Raw genomic sequence first — 14,866 nt, 5'->3', positions numbered from 1 at the left:
GGTGGAGTTCCCGCGCGCCGACCATCCGGCGATGTCGCCGATTCCAGGCGGGCGTTGCCGCAGCTAAGCGGGCCTTTAGTGCGCTCCTGGATGGCCGGGCGCCCCGGGTCCCCCGGGGCCTCCCGGCCCACCCGGTCCACCAGGACCGCCGGGCCCGCCCGGTCCACCGGGCCCCCCGGGGCCTCCCGGGCCATTTGCGGCCGGAAGCAAGAACACGCACTCATTCAGCTCGACGCTCCAGCCCCAGCCCGGGGCGCATTCACCGTCGGCGCGGGCGATCGCGGACGTCCTGAGCACCGTCACCGGCAACCCCGCCAGCGCGAGGGCGAACACGCCGATCAGGGAGCGCCGCAGATACCGTCTCATCGCCGACCTCACTTCGTCCTTGGGGCAGGGCGCGCGGCGTTGGCCGTCGCATCAGGCCGGACCCGCGCACATCATTGTGCGGCAATCGACGCGTTAGCGTGCCGAATCGGCGGACCTGAATGTTGTTGGCGGCTCGCGCCTTCAGTCGGTCATCAATTCGAAGACCGGGATGACGCGATCGGTGCGTTGCTGGTATTCGCCGAAGCCGGGAGCGCGCTCGACGATGACGGGATAGATCAAATCCCTTTCCTCGCGCGGCAATTCGCGCGCGGTCACCGACTTGGGAGCGTCGGAGCCGATCTCGACGGTCACGTCGGGGACGGCGCGGATGTTGTGCACCCACGCGGGATGGTTGTCCCGGCCCGCCGCCGAGCCGACGATATAGATTTTGCCGTCGATGTCGAAGTAGGCGACCGGGTTGACGCGTTGGGCGCCGCTGCGCGCACCCTCTGACGTCAGCAACAACAGCGGGAAGCCCTCGAACTGTCCGCCGACCTTGCCACCATTGCGGCGAAACTCTTCGATGTTGTGCTCGTTGAATTCCCGTTCCGAGCTCAGCGCGTCCTCACCCATTACGCCATCGTGGCACGCAGGAGGCACATGGGCCATCCATAACAGGTTATATGTTGCGCCGCAAGGATATTCAACGCCGAGAAAGTGTCAGCGCTTCTCGGTCGGCGGCGCGGGGACGATGGCGGTGAGCTCGGTCAGGCCGCTGACCTTGAGGACGGGCATCAGGATCGGGTGCGCGACCAGCTCAATGCGGTCGGCGTGGGCGGCCAGGGCATTGATGGCGGCGCTGTCGAGGTACTCCACGGCGCTGAGATCGACAAGCACCGCCCCGTCGCTGCCGGTGGCGGCGGTGGACAGGGCCAAGGTGAAGGCGTCGACATTGGTCAGGTCGATTTCCCCCGATGCGACCAGCACGAGTTTCCCGTCGCGCCCGCGCGCGGTGTCGAGCGTGAGCGGCGTGGTCATCAGGTGATCCGCGCCGATAGGTGAACGGTGGTTCCGTCGTGCGCCGGTCGGATGTCGACGTCGTGCATCAGGCTTCGCATCAGCGGGATGCCCCGGCCACGACGATGATGGGAGGCCGGCTGCGGAGCCTTCCACGAACCGGTGTCCGTGATCGTCAACTTCACCTCATCGCCCACCGCGACCGCGCCGAGCCGAATGAGGCCCTCCGGTCTGTGCCGGTGGCCGTGCTCGATCGCGTTGGCGACCGCTTCCCCGGCGGCAACCAGCACGTTCAAGGCCTCCTCGGGGCCCACCCGGACGCGGGCCAACCACTTACGCAAGGCGTTGCGGGTGGGCGCGAGCTGGCTGACATCGGCGGGGAAGTTCAGCTCCAACGGCGCCGGATGACGGTAGAGCAACAGGACGACGTCGTCCTGGTACCCGCCCGGCGGCGCGACGCGGGTCATGACCTGGTTGGCCAGATCTTCCAGTCCCAGCGTTCGGGCGTCCTGCGCGACGTCGGCGACGCGAAATATGCCCCGATCCAGTGGACTGCGGCGACGCTCGACCAGCCCGTCGGTGTAGAGCAGCAGGGTCGTGCGCGCCGGTATGGTCACGCGGGCCTCCGGGCGCGACCAGTCCCCCCGTATTCCCAAAGCAATGGTGTGGCCGTCGTCGAGCAATTGGGTGCTGCCGTCGCCGTGCACCAGGATGGGCGGCGGGTGCCCGGCGCTGGAGTAGACCAGTTCACCGGTGTCGGGGGTCAGGACCGCGCACACCGCGGTGGTGCATTGCGCGCCGGGCAGCCGCGCGGCGAAGCGATCCAACCCCGCGAGAGCTGCAGCGGGGCTTGGGTTTTCGAACAATAGCGCACGACAGGCGCTGCGCACCTGACCCATCACCGCGGCAGCGGCGAGGCCATGGCCGACGCAGTCGCCGACAACCAACGCGATGCGCCCGTCCTCGAGGTCGACGATGTCGTACCAATCGCCGCCCACTTGCAACGGCCTCGTGGCGGCCTGATAGCGCACCGCGAATCCGCTGGGCAGATCGGCCGGGCCGAGGATCGCGTGCTGCAGGGCCAGAGCGGTTTCGCGCTGCTGGTCGACTTGGTGCACCCGCTGCAGACCCTGGCCGAGGCGGCCGGCCAGCACGGTGAGCAAGGTCTGGTCCTCCAGGGTGAACGGGCGTTGCTCGGCCAGGTCGATCCAGACGACGAGCACGCCCTCGGGGTGCTGCAGCGCGATGCCCGCCGTCCCCGGCTGCGTCGTCGTCGGGGTGAGTAAGTCGCCGTCCCGCAACGAGCTGAGCGCCCCTTGGGTGTCGGACGGCAGGTCGGCCCACTGCGCGGGCTCGCCCACCGACACCACCTGCGGCGCGCCGAAGGCCGTCTCCGTAGACGAGCCGTACGCCGGAAAGGTGACGGCCAGGACCCGGCGCGCCCGCCACAGCCGGCGCAGCTCTTCGGCGGCGGTGTGGACCGCTTCCTCGACCGTATCGGCTTGGGCCAGTTCCTGATTGAGCGCGTGTTCGCGGCCCGCCGCCAGCGCCAACGCGATCGCGGCGTGCCGGGCGAAGTCGCTGACGAGGTCGAGGTAGTCGTTGCCGAACGGGGGCTGGCGCGGGTCGCGCGCGACGGCGATGACACCGAGCACCGCGCCGTCCGCGATGAGCGGGATGACTATCGCCGGGCGTTCACCGACATCGGTGAAGCCCTCGATCGGGTATTGGAAGGAATCGGTGATCAGCGGCAGACCGCGTCGCGCCACACCGCCCGTGGTCGAGCCCTCCATCGGTACCTGCCGACCGATCACTTCCGACGAATAGCGGCCCGCCGTTGCGGCCACCACCAGCGTGTCGGCCTCGTCGGCGACCGAGTCCGGCTCCCGGGGCACCAGCAAGATCGCCTGCTCGGCCCCGGCCAACTCCAGCGCCCGGTTCACGATGAGCTGCAGCGGCCCCGTCTGCGGGTCGCCGGACAGCAGCGCGGTCGTGATCTCACGACTGGCCGTCGTCCATTTCGCCGTTTCACGCTCGCGCTCGAAAAGTCGTGCGTTGTCGATGGCGGCGGCGGCCGCCGTGGCCATCGCTCGTACGGCACCCTCTTGCGAGTCGGTGAAGACGCGCCCGGGCCGGTCGTCGGCCAGGTAGAGGTTGCCGAAGTTGGCCGCCCGCACGGTGATCGGGATTCCCAGAAACGCCCGCAACGGTGGGTCCTGTGCGGGCAGCCCGGCGGTCTGCGGATCGGCGCTCAGATCGTCGACGCGCAGCCCGTCGCCGACCGGAAGGTCGCCGAGCCGTCGCGCTGCGTCGCCGTCGATGCCCGCGTGCACGAAGGACACGAGGCTGCCGTCGGGGGCGCGGATGCCCAGGGCGGCGTAGCGGGCGCCGGTCAGCTCCATCGCCGCTTTGAGGACCCGGTGCAGCGTCACGTCCAGGTCCAGATCGGAGCCCAGTTCGACGATGACCTGCACCAGTTGTTCCATCTGGTCGCGCGCCGCCACCAGCTCGTCGAGCTGGTCGTGCATCTGGCCCACCAGTTCGCGCCGGCCCTGCCAGGTGAAGGCGGAGTCACTCCGGTCGCTGTCCATAGGCACCAAGGTAGTGCGTGGGGTTGCCGGCACGCGGGCGCAGCGGCCTTTACTGAATCTTGACCGGGTATTGAATTGCCCCGCCGACGATAGGCAAGGTGAGTACCCTTTTAGCGGTGGAACTGGGGGTTTTAGGCCCTCTCCAGGTCCGGCGAGGCGGAGCGGCCGTCGGTATCCCGGGCGCGAAACCTCGCGCCATCCTCACCATGCTCGGACTGCACGACGGTTCCGTCGTGCCGGCCGACACCCTCGTCGAGTTGCTGTGGGGCGAGGATCCGCCGCGCACCGCTGACAAAGCCCTGCAGACCCACATCTCCGCGCTGCGCCGCACGCTCGGTGACGGCTTCGTCCTGACACAGGGCGCGGGTTGGGTCCTCGCCGACAGCGAGGTCGATGCCTCGCAATACAAGACGGCCACCCGCCTGGGACGCGCTGCCGCCGCCGCCGGCGACACGAGCCAAGCGGTGGCCCGGTTCGACGAGGCCCTCGCGCTGTGGCGCGGAATCCCCGAACTTCCCGATGGCCGGCGCGGCACGTCCGAAAAAACGCGGTGGATGGAGGGCCACGCCGCGCTGGTGGAGGATCGAGCCGACGCGTTGCTGGCGACGGGCCGCGCCGCGGAAGTCATCGGCGATCTGGAGGCCGCGATTGCCGACGCTCCGCTGCGCGAAAGGCGGTGGGGCCAGCTGATGCTCGCCCTCTACCGCGCCGGCCGGCAAGGCGAAGCCCTCGGCGCGTACCAACGCGCAAGGGCGCTGCTTGCCGACGAGCTCGGCGTCGATCCCGGACCGGAACTTCGCCGGCTCGAGGCCGCGATCGTCGCGCAGGACTCGTCCCTGGACATTGCTGTGGCACAACATGTTCCGTCGGTGACCCGCGCGGTGACGTTCCTTCTCACCGATATCGAGGGGTCGACGGCCGCCTGGGAGGCCGAGGCCGGGGCCATGGCGGCGGCCCTCGCCCGACACGACGAGCTGATCGAACACGTGGTCACGTCGCGTGGCGGTCGGCTGATCAAGACGCGCGGCGAGGGCGATGCCACCTTCTCGGTTTTCGAACGGCCTTCTGCGGCGGCCTCGGCAGCGGTCGAGTTGCAGGACGCGATCGCTCATGAACCCTGGGCGCTGCGGCAACCCATCCGCGTCCGGGTGGCGCTGCATACCGGCGAGGTCGAGCTTCGCGACGGCGACTACTTCGGCCGGGCCGTCAACCGGGTCGCGCGGCTGCGGTCGCTGGCCGAGGGTGGCCAGATCCTGTGCTCGGGCGCGACCGCCGAGCTCGTCATCGACTCGCTCGCCGACGACGTGGTGCTCACCGACCTGGGGATGCGCCAGTTGCGGAATCTCGCACGGCCCGAGCACGTTTTCGAGTTGCGACTGGAAACCGCTGAGCGGCGTCCGCAGCAGGCGGCGGCCGAAACCCCGATGGAGCGCCCCGGGCTTCCGGCGGTGCTCGTCGGCCCCGGGCCGTTCGTCGGGCGGGGCCGCGAACTCGAAGGCCTGCTGTCGGCGTGGCAGGGTGCACTGACGGGGGGCGTGCGCACGGTGCTGATCGCCGGCGAACCCGGCGTCGGCAAGACCCGCCTGGCCGGTGAGTGGTCGCAGCGGGCCTATGAAATGGGCGCGGTCGTGCTGTACGGCCGGTGCGACGAGGACCTCGGAGCGCCCTATCAACCGTTCGCGGAAGCGCTGCGTGCGCTCGTGCCGTGTATGGGCGCTGAGCGGCTGCGGGGACTGCGTGGCGTCGAAGCGTTGCTGCCGCTCGCGCCCGGGCTGGCCGATGTGGTGCCCGACCTCGCTCCCCCGGCGCACGCGGATCCCGACACCGAGCGATACGCACTCTTCGATGCCGCCGTTGCCCTGCTCGAAATCGCCTCCGCGAGCGCACCGGTGCTCTTGATCCTCGACGACCTGCACTGGGCGGCCAAGCCGACGCTGCTCCTGCTGCGGCACCTGCTGCGCTTCGGCGACCACGCCCGCGTGCAGATCGTCGGCACCTACCGCAGCACCGACCTCGACCGCTCCCACCCCTTGGCGGCGATGCTCGCCGACCTGCACCGCGACGGCACGGCCAACCGGCTCAACCTCGGCGGCCTCGACGAGGACGATGTGACCACTTATGTCACCGAAGCCGGCTACGACGACGAGGAACTCGCGCACGCGCTGGCGTCGGTCACCGGCGGTAACCCCTTCTTCCTCATCGAGGCCTTGCGCCACGTCGACGAGAGCGGCGGCGTGTGGGACCAGAGCACCCTTCCTCAGGGCGTACGAGAAGCCGTGAGCCGCAGGCTTTCCCGGCTACCGACCGAGACGAACAAAGCCCTCGCCACGGCGGCGGTTGTCGGCAGCCGGTTCGCCCTGGAGCTGGTCGAGCAGGTGGTCGGCGACGACCTCGTCGACGCGTTCGACGAAGCGCGCCGGGCGGGCATCGTCATCGAAGAACCCGGTGGCAACTACCGGTTCAACCACGCGATTGTCCGGCAATCGCTGCTCGCCGAGCTGGCGTCGGTGCGGCGCATGCGATTACACCAGCGCATCGCCGCAACGCTCGAGACGCTGCCCGGCGCCGACGACGAGTTGCTCGCCGAGCTTGCTCACCACTATTTCGAATGCGCCTGGGCCGGAAACGCCGCCAAGGCGGTTTTCTATTGTCGGCGCGCGGCCGACCAGGCGATGTCACGTCTCGCCTACGAGGGCGCGGCCGACCTGTACCACCGCGCCCTGCACGCGCTGGAAGAACTTGACGACGAGCTGCCCGACCGCGACGACCAGACCGCCGAGCTGTTGGTCGCGCGCTGCGAGGCTTTGTTGGCCGCCGGCGATGTGTCCTCGGCGGCGGGTGCGGTCACCCAACTGCAGGCAAGCACAGTCGAGTCGGCCCGGTTGGCGGCATGGGCGACATGCTTCGACGGGCAGCTGTCGATGCTGATCCACCCCGAACGGTTGGACGAGGTCGAAGCCGCGTTGGCCGCGGCTGCCGCCAAACTCGCCGAACAAGACGACGCCGCCGGAGAAGCCACGGCGCACACCGTCCGCGCTGGGTGCCTCGCCCGTCTCGGGCGGATCGCCGACTGCGAGGGCGCCCTCGACGACGCGCTGAACGCGGCGCGTCGCGCGCGCGAACACCGCCGCGTGAACGCGGTTTTGGCGGGTGCTCCCCTCGCGGCGCTGTGGGGCCCCAACCCGGTGCCCCGTGCGGGCGGGCGGTGCCTGGACGTGGTGCGGCTGCTGCGGATCACGACCGACTCCCCCGCCGTCGAAGCCACCTCGACACGATGCCAGGCCGTGTTGGAGGCCTTTCGCGGCCGCGCCGCGGCGGCCCGTCGGATGATCGACTCGGCCCGGCGCACGGTGAGCGAGCTCGGCTTGCGTCATGCGCTATTGGAAGTTGAGCAGTTCGCCGGGATCGTCGAGCTCATCGTCGACGATCCGGCCGCAGCCGAGTCGCATCTGCGCAAGGCTTACAACGGCTTTCGTCGCATGGGCCTGGACGCCGACACTGCCGAGACCGCCGCGTTGTTGGGCCGCGCATACCTTGCACTCGGGCGCGAATCCGAGGCAGACGAATTGTGTTCGGAGAGCGAGCGTCTCGCTGGGCACGCGCTGAAGGCGTCGATCGCGTGGCGTACCCTGCGTGCGCACTTGCTGGCGCGGGGCAACGACCACGACGGGGCCCGGCGGATCGCCTCAGAGGCGGTCGCTCTGGCCGAGCGCACGGACGCCCTGGTCGATCACGGCGACGCATGTTTTACGCTGGCAACGGTGTTGGGGGCCGCAGGCGACGTGGCCGGGGCCCGGGCCGCCGCCGAGCAAGCGGTCGAACTGTATGAGCGCAAAGGCGCTGCGGCGCTTGCGGAGAGGGCGCGGGAAGTCCTCGGCAGGCGTGAGGTGCCTACCCCACCGATAGCGCCCGCACCTGAAGCGCCACGCGTCGAACTCGACAACGCCTGCGTGCGAGCGATTCGCCAGATAGACGCCGCCTACGATCGCGAAGCCTGGGACGAGATCGGGCAGCACGTCGCAGCCGTCGTCACCTGTGAAAGCCGCCGGAAGATAGTTGGCCTCGGCCGTCATGATCTTCCTTATGACGAATGGGAATGCGAAGCCAGACGTCTCCGCGAATTATTGGCCCCAGTGCGGTACCACCACGTGGTTGTCGCCGTGCGTGGCGAGCGCCTGGCTCTCACCCGGTTAGAGGTAGGTCCTGCAGACCAGAGCCCTGGGGCACCGCGGGACGAGTGGCTTCAGCTATACGGCCTCGACCAGGAAGGTCGAATTGCGCTGCATGTGTTTTTCGACGTCGAAGATGTCGACATAGCCGTCGCCGAGCTCGATGCCACGCAGGCCCGATTCGAGACAGAACATCCTCGGGCGCGGCTCGAGAACGCCGCGACGCGGGTATACGAACGCTTCTGGTCGCACTTCGCCGCCCGCGACTGGGCTGCCGTAGGAACCATTGTCTCCGAAAGCCTTTCCGGCGCCGATCACCGACGGGTCGTGAATGCCGGGGACCGAGGCAGCCGAGAATCCGTGATCGAGGATCTGCAGGTGGCCGCCGACCTCGGGTTCACGATCGGGATGGCCGACGTCGTGGCGATCCGCGGCGAGCGCCTCGCCCTCACACGGGTGCGGGCGGCCGGCCGCGACCCGGAAACGATTCAAAACGATGCGATCAATGTCGTCGAGATCGACGCCGACGAGCGACTCACGTTGATCGTCGTCTACGACCTGGACGACTTCGACGGTGCCATAGACGAACTCGACGCTCGCTATCTTGCCGACGAGGCAGCACCGTACGCAGACGCATGGTCGGCCATCACGCAGGGCTACGGCGCCTTCAACCGGCGCGAAGGGATTGCGACGACGCCGGATTGGGTCAACATCGACCACCGGCGGGCTGTAGCCGTCGCCCCCGGCGAGTTGACTGACTACGTCCATGCCGCATGGGACCTCGAACAAGATGTCAGCATCTATATCGAGGCCGTGCATCGGCTAACCAACCGTGGGGCGGTCATCAGCCATGCGACGCGTGCCACCTCGCGGGAAGGCTTCGATGCCGAGTGGCGGATGGTACTTCTGGTGGCGGTGGACGGCGTGGTCAACCACTGCGAAGTCTTCGATGAGGGAGACCTCGACGTCGCGCTAGCGAGATTCGATCACCTCAACAGACCGGCACAGCGGCTGGAAAATGCTGCGAGCCAGATAGCGGAGCGCTTCTTTGCGTACTTCGCAGCCTGCGATTGGGACTCCTTGGCGACGACACTGGCCGACAATGTCTCGCACGACGATCGCCGGCACGTGGTTAACGCTGGGGTCCTACACGGTCGAGATACGCAAATTGCGAACCTGCAAGCTATCGCTGAGGTCGGTATCACGGATTTTTCGTCGACAGTCATTGCGACCCGCGGCGCGTGTCTCGCCCTCGTCCAAACCCGTTCGTCGGGACCAGACCAAGCCTTCGACGGCGTCCTCACTGAGGAACTCGGAGTCGTCGAGATCAACTCCGACAACCAGATGGCAGCCTACGTCACGTTCGACCCCGGCGACTTCGACTCCGCCGTCGCCGAACTCGACGCCCGCTATCTCGCGGGCGAAGCCGCTCCTTACGCGCGAACGTGGTCGTTCATCACGCGAGCCTATGCCGCGGTCAATCGAAACGAACTGCCCGCAATGACACCGGATTCAGAGTTCATAGACCATCGAGCGGTCTTAACAGCCGAGCGGGAGGATCTGACGGGCTATCTTCCCGCCCTGTGGGACCTCACGCCAGACGTCAAAGTCTACGTCGAAGCGGTGCATCGGCTGAATGAGCTGGGAGCGGTCATGACCCATACTGCGCGCGGCACTTCGGAGGAGGGCTTTGATGCCGAGTGGCGGACAGTCGTCGTTGGCGTAACCGACGGCGATCTCTACCGCCGCGTCGAGGTCTTCGACGAGCCCGACCTCGACGCCGCGCTCGCCAGGTTCGATGAGCTGCACCGGCAGGCACCGCGGCTGCACAATGTGGCCAGCCAAGTCAGCGACCGCTTCCTGGCGCACTTCGCGGCGCGCGACTGGGGTGCGATGGCCGAGATGACGGCCGACGACTTTTCGAGTGACGATCGTCGTCGCGTAGTGGGCGCGGGAGTCCAACTAGGCCGGGATGTCGATATCGACAATATGAGGGCGTGGGCCGACGTCGGGATTGCGAGCATGACATCACACGTCATCGCGACCCGGGGCGACCGCCTTTTCCTTGGCCGCACCCGTTTCTTCGGCCCTGAGCAAGGGCCCGACACGTTCCACAGCGAGGTGCTCGGCCTCGTCGAGATCGACACCGAAAACCGAGTCGTCGCGCGGGTCGTATTCGACGCGGACGAACTCGACGCGGCCATCGCCGAACTCGATGCGCGATACCTCGCCGGGGAGGCCTCCACCCGCTCCCACACCTGGACGCTGGTGACGGAAGCCTTTGTGGCGCTGAACCAGCGGAAAATCCCTGCGACGACATCAGATTGGGTAAACATTGATCACCGACGACTGGTGCCGATCGGCACGGGTGATCTGGCGGCATATCTCTCCGTCGCGTGGGAACTTTCGCCGCAGTCCTACCTCTACGTTGCCGCCGTGCACCGCCTGAGCAGCCTTGGCGCGGTGATCACTCATGTCGCGGCTGGGGCTTCGCCCGAAGGGCTCGACGCCGAGTGGCAGGTAATCGACGTCATGACTTTCGAAGGCGATCGGATCAACCGCTGTGAGCTTTTCGACGAGTCAGACCTAGACACCGCGCTCGCCAGGTTCGATGAGCTGCACGGCCAGACGCGGAAGCTGGAGAACGCGGCAAGCCGCGCAGAACACCGACTCTTTGACCGCTCGAGCACCCACGATTGGGCGGCGATAGCCGAAATCTTGGCGCCGGACAGTTTCGTCGACGATCGACGTCGAGTGGTGAATGTCGGCTTCTGGGACGGTCGCGATGCCGTGATGGCAAATATGCGAGCACTGGCCGAGGGCCTTGCGCAGGTGTCCTTGACGGTGATCGCGACTCGTGGAAAGCGCCTCTCGCTCGCCCGCGTCCGCTCGTTCAATCCCGACTCCCGGCGGGAGGGATTTGCGGTAGAGCTGCTGGGAATCGCCGAAATTGACACCGACGGGCGGATCGCCTCCCACGTCTTTTTCGACGCCGACGATATCGATGCTGCCTTCGAGGAACTCGATGCGCGTTACCTCGCCGGCGAAGCGGCCGCGTACGCGCACACTTGGTCGGTGACTTCAAGGGCTAACGCCAAATTCAATCGTCACGAGCTTCCCGCGACGACGCCGGATCCGGTTTACATCGATCATCGATCGCTCGTATCGATCGCGGGGGTTGATCTGGCCACATCCGTCGGTGCCCTGTGGGACCTCACTTCGGATACCAGCGCCTACATCGAAGCCGTGCATCAGCTCACCGAATACGGAACCGTCACTACTCAAGTGCTGAAAATGACCTCGCAAGATGGTTTTGACGCGGAATTGCGGTTGACCTACGTGATCGTGGTCGAGGGAAACCTCCTTAGCCGCATCGAAGTCTTTGACGGGGAAGATCTCGAGGTGGCCCTTGCGTACTTCGATCAGGTTAATTGCAGAGACCAGCCGAAGTGACAGCGCCACAACGCCAACCGCTTTATCTGCTAGCGGATAGTCAGCTGCTGTTCTGGAAGCGCGACGGCCGCCCGCTACTGGAAACGGCGCTCGACGGATTGGCTCGAGACAAACCGTTGAGCGCCGCCTACATCGGGGCCTCCAATGGCGACCGGCCGGAGTTCTACGAAATCTTCGAGGCGGCCGTGGACGCCGTCGGGATCACCGACCGTCGCATGATCCATTCGTCGTTCGGCCGGGCCGACCGCGCCTTCCTTGAAGGCGCCCAGGTGATCGTCCTCGCGGGCGGCGATGTCCGCCTTGGCTGGAACACCTTCGAGAAAACCGGCATGAAGGAGACGATCCTGAACCGCTACGCCAAAGGCACTGTCCTCGTGGGCATTTCGGCCGGCGCGGTCCAGCTCGGACGCTATGGAATCCTTGAGCTCCCAGGCACCGAACTGCTCGACGTGTTCGGCCTCGTCCCCATGGTGATCGACGTGCACGACGAACGCGCCGAGTGGGCGCGGCTGACGCGGACAATCCAATCGCTGCACGGAGAAGCGACCGGGCTCGGCATCCCCACGGGCGGCGGAGTCGTCGTCCACGCGGATGCCAGCATCGAACCCCTGCGCCATCCTGCGCACATAGTCGCTTATGACGGCACCGCCGTCACGCACTCACTGTCGCGACCGGCGCGAACCTGACGTTCCTTGACGGCCACCCAGCCCACCTGTAATCGTCGGCGGGAGCATGACACACGCCTTCGACCCGAGCGGACCCGACGGCCACCCGCGCATCGTCGCCGACTTGCTACGGCCCGACGCGTACGACCCGCCGGCCCACGACGTGCGTCTCCATGAGACGCACAGCTCGTGGGTCCTGCTCGCCGGCCCCTATGCCTACAAGCTCAAGAAGCCGGTGGACCTCGGGTTTCTCGACTTCACCAGTATCGAGCGGCGCCGCGCCGACTGTGACGAGGAGCTGCGCCTCAATCGGCGGTTCAGTCCCCAGATGTACTTGGGCGTCGTCGAAGTCACCGAGCAGGACGGCCACTACCGCATCGGCGGCAAGTCCGGGTCGGGCGAGCCGGCGGTGTGGATGCGGCGCCTGCCGGAGGAGGGCATGCTGCCGGCCAAGCTCGCGCGCGGCGAGGTCGACCTTCGACTCGCGCGACGAATCGGCCGCACCCTGGCCAAGCTTCACGGCAGGACCGAAACCGGCCCCGACATCGATGCGTACGGCAGCCCGTCCAGCGTGGCCGCGAACTGGCAGGAGAACTTCGATCAGATGGGCCCGTTCGTCGGCCGGACCATCTCAAGCGACGTCAACGACCACATCCGACGCTACGTCGCCGAGTTCCTGCGAACGCGGGCGCCGGTGCTCGAGCGACGGGTGGCCGACGGGCACGTGCGCGATGGCCATGGCGACCTGCACGCCGCCAGCATCTGCATCGACGACGGCCAGATTCTGCTGTTCGACAGCCTGCAATTCGCGCCGCGTTATCGTTGCGCCGACCTCGCCTCCGAAGTCGCCTTTCTGGCAATGGATCTCGAATACCACGGTCGCGCGGATGTGGCGTGGGCGTTCGTCGATTCCTACGTGCGGGCCAGCGGCGACGCCGGTCTGCTCGACCTGCTCGATTTCTACGCCTGCTACCGGGCCTACGTTCGCGGCAAGGTCCGCAGCCTGCGCCTGGCCCAGACGGAACAGGCGTCCGGTGGTGACAACCGTGAGCTCATCGCCGAGTCGCGCGCGTACTTCGACCTGGCCTGGGCGCACGGGGGTGGGCTGCCCCGCCCCCCGATGGTGGTCACCATGGGTCTGCCGGCCAGCGGCAAGACCACCCTGGCGCGCGCGCTCGCCGGCCGACTCGGGCTGGTGCATCTCTCGTCCGATGTGGCGCGCAAGCGGATGGCGGGCATCGAGCCCACCCAGCGCGGCGGCGACGAATTCGGTTCGGGGCTCTACGATCCGGCGATGACGCGCAGCACGTATGCCGCCCTGCGCCGTGATGCCGCGCGCTGGTTGCGTCGCGGCCGGGGCGTAGCCGTCGATGCGACGTTCGGCAATCCGCGCGAGCGCGCCCAGATGCGGCAACTGGCGCACCGCCTCGGGGCCGACCTCCGCGTCGTGCTGTGCGACGCCGACGACGCCACCCTGATCGCGCGACTCGAGCGGCGCGCCACGGAGAAGGGCGTTGTCTCGGATGCGCGGATCGAGCTGTGGCCCGAGCTGCGCGCCGCATTCACGCCCCCCGACGAGCAACCGTCCGTTTTGCGGGTCGATGCGACGCGCGACAGCGAGGAGACCGTCGAGCAGGCGCTGGCGCTGCTGCGCGCTTCCTACCGCTAACGGCGCCGTCGCGTGCCATGGTGTCCTAGCACGTCGGCGTTGGCCAGCGTCTGCGCCTGAGCGGCCAGCGTCGACGCCCTGTTGGCGTGCGCGAGCGCCTCGGCGTCGTTAGTGGATTCCTTGCCGCGCGCCGCCGCCAAATGCCGCTGGGCCTCGTCGAGCCGGGCCTGGGCCTCGGCGCCGACGCTGTCGCGATGCCGGGCCACATAATCCGAGATTTGGCGCACCCGCGCATCCGCGGTGGACAGCGCCTGCGGCAACGAATCACCGTGCCCCGCAACGCTGCCCGGCGCGCGCCGGCGCCGACGTGCGCGATAGAGCACGAACAGCAACAGCAGAACCACGACGACGATGACGCCGATCGCGACCAGCGGCCAGATCGGCTTCGACGAGCTCGCCGGCTTGGCCGAACTCGCCAATTTATCCAACCCGTCGGCCGCGGCGACCGCCGCTCCGCTCCAGTCCTTGGCGCCCAGCACGGGTTCAATCTGGTTGCGCCGCAGGCTATCCAGCCCGGCAGCGGTCGGCCCCTGCACCTGCGGCGGCACGGTGAACGAGTACGCCTTGGTGTTCGTGGCTATGGCCAGCAGCGCATCCTGGCCGCCCAGCCCGCTGGCGCTGCGGGTGCGATCGGCCCAGTTGTCGGGCTTGAAGCGAGAGAAGTTGTCGGTGTAGACCACCCACAGTTGGATGTGACGATCGCGGTACAGCCGATCGATCGCCTCGCTGACCGCCGCGCGACCGGAATCGGTCAACACCCCCGTGCTGTCGGTGATGTGATCCGCGAGCTTCGACGGCGGCTGCGCGGCGGCGGGGCTTGCCAGCAGCAAGCCCGCGGTGAGGATCGTCAGGACGGCACCGAACAGGCGAATAACCCGCATACAGGTAACTTAGCCGCCAATTCGCGTTGGGTCAGGAGGGCGCCGCATCCGCGGCCAACGGGGCCCGAATCGCTCTGCGCACGTCTGCGACCAGCAGAATCCGCCCAGAACCCCC

Annotated in this window: 7 protein-coding genes; 3 read left to right on the top strand and 4 right to left on the bottom strand. The window is 67.8% G+C overall.

From position 1 onward, the window contains the following. Window positions 1–507 precede the first annotated feature (507 nt). From OCU_RS35195 to OCU_RS35185, 3 genes are all read right to left on the bottom strand, one after another. The gene (locus OCU_RS35195; protein ID WP_009957744.1) at window positions 508–939 is read right to left on the bottom strand and encodes a nitroreductase family deazaflavin-dependent oxidoreductase; all 432 of its coding nucleotides are present in this window, start codon (window positions 937–939) and stop codon (window positions 508–510) included. A gap of 87 nt (window positions 940–1,026) precedes the next feature. Next, complete coding sequence (locus OCU_RS35190) at window positions 1,027–1,344, bottom strand: STAS domain-containing protein (protein ID WP_008255707.1); 318 nt, start codon at window positions 1,342–1,344, stop codon at window positions 1,027–1,029. Next, a complete protein-coding gene (locus tag OCU_RS35185; protein WP_008255701.1) occupies window positions 1,344–3,914 on the bottom strand; it encodes a SpoIIE family protein phosphatase in 2,571 nt (856 codons plus the stop codon). Before OCU_RS35185 ends, OCU_RS35190 begins: the two co-directional genes overlap by 1 nt. Window positions 3,915–4,030: 116 nt before the next feature. Here OCU_RS35185 and OCU_RS35180 point away from each other — a divergent pair, with 116 nt between their 5' ends. The 3 genes from OCU_RS35180 to OCU_RS35170 are packed head-to-tail and all read left to right on the top strand — an operon-like array spanning window position 4,031 to window position 13,870. Further along, entirely contained in the window at window positions 4,031–11,536 is a 7,506-nt protein-coding gene (locus OCU_RS35180) for a BTAD domain-containing putative transcriptional regulator (protein ID WP_225337386.1), read from the top strand. Further along, window positions 11,533–12,222 (top strand): Type 1 glutamine amidotransferase-like domain-containing protein, encoded by a 690-nt coding sequence (locus OCU_RS35175; protein WP_014379851.1) that lies wholly within the window; start codon window positions 11,533–11,535, stop codon window positions 12,220–12,222. Before OCU_RS35180 ends, OCU_RS35175 begins: the two co-directional genes overlap by 4 nt. A 46-nt stretch (window positions 12,223–12,268) precedes the next feature. Continuing rightward, entirely contained in the window at window positions 12,269–13,870 is a 1,602-nt protein-coding gene (locus OCU_RS35170; protein ID WP_014379850.1) for a bifunctional aminoglycoside phosphotransferase/ATP-binding protein, read from the top strand. On the opposite strand, the gene OCU_RS35165 is transcribed toward OCU_RS35170, so the two are convergent. Further along, window positions 13,867–14,751, bottom strand: coding sequence for a TPM domain-containing protein (locus OCU_RS35165; protein WP_014379849.1), 885 nt, complete (start codon window positions 14,749–14,751; stop codon window positions 13,867–13,869). The two genes, OCU_RS35170 and OCU_RS35165, sit on opposite strands and share 4 nt — an antisense overlap. Window positions 14,752–14,866: the final 115 nt, after the last annotated feature.

The organism is Mycobacterium intracellulare ATCC 13950, from assembly GCF_000277125.1.
Classification (GTDB): Bacteria; Actinomycetota; Actinomycetes; order Mycobacteriales; family Mycobacteriaceae; genus Mycobacterium; species Mycobacterium intracellulare.
The sequence above is the reverse complement of the archived record's forward strand: the minus strand, read 5'-3'. Positions and strand labels throughout refer to the sequence as shown.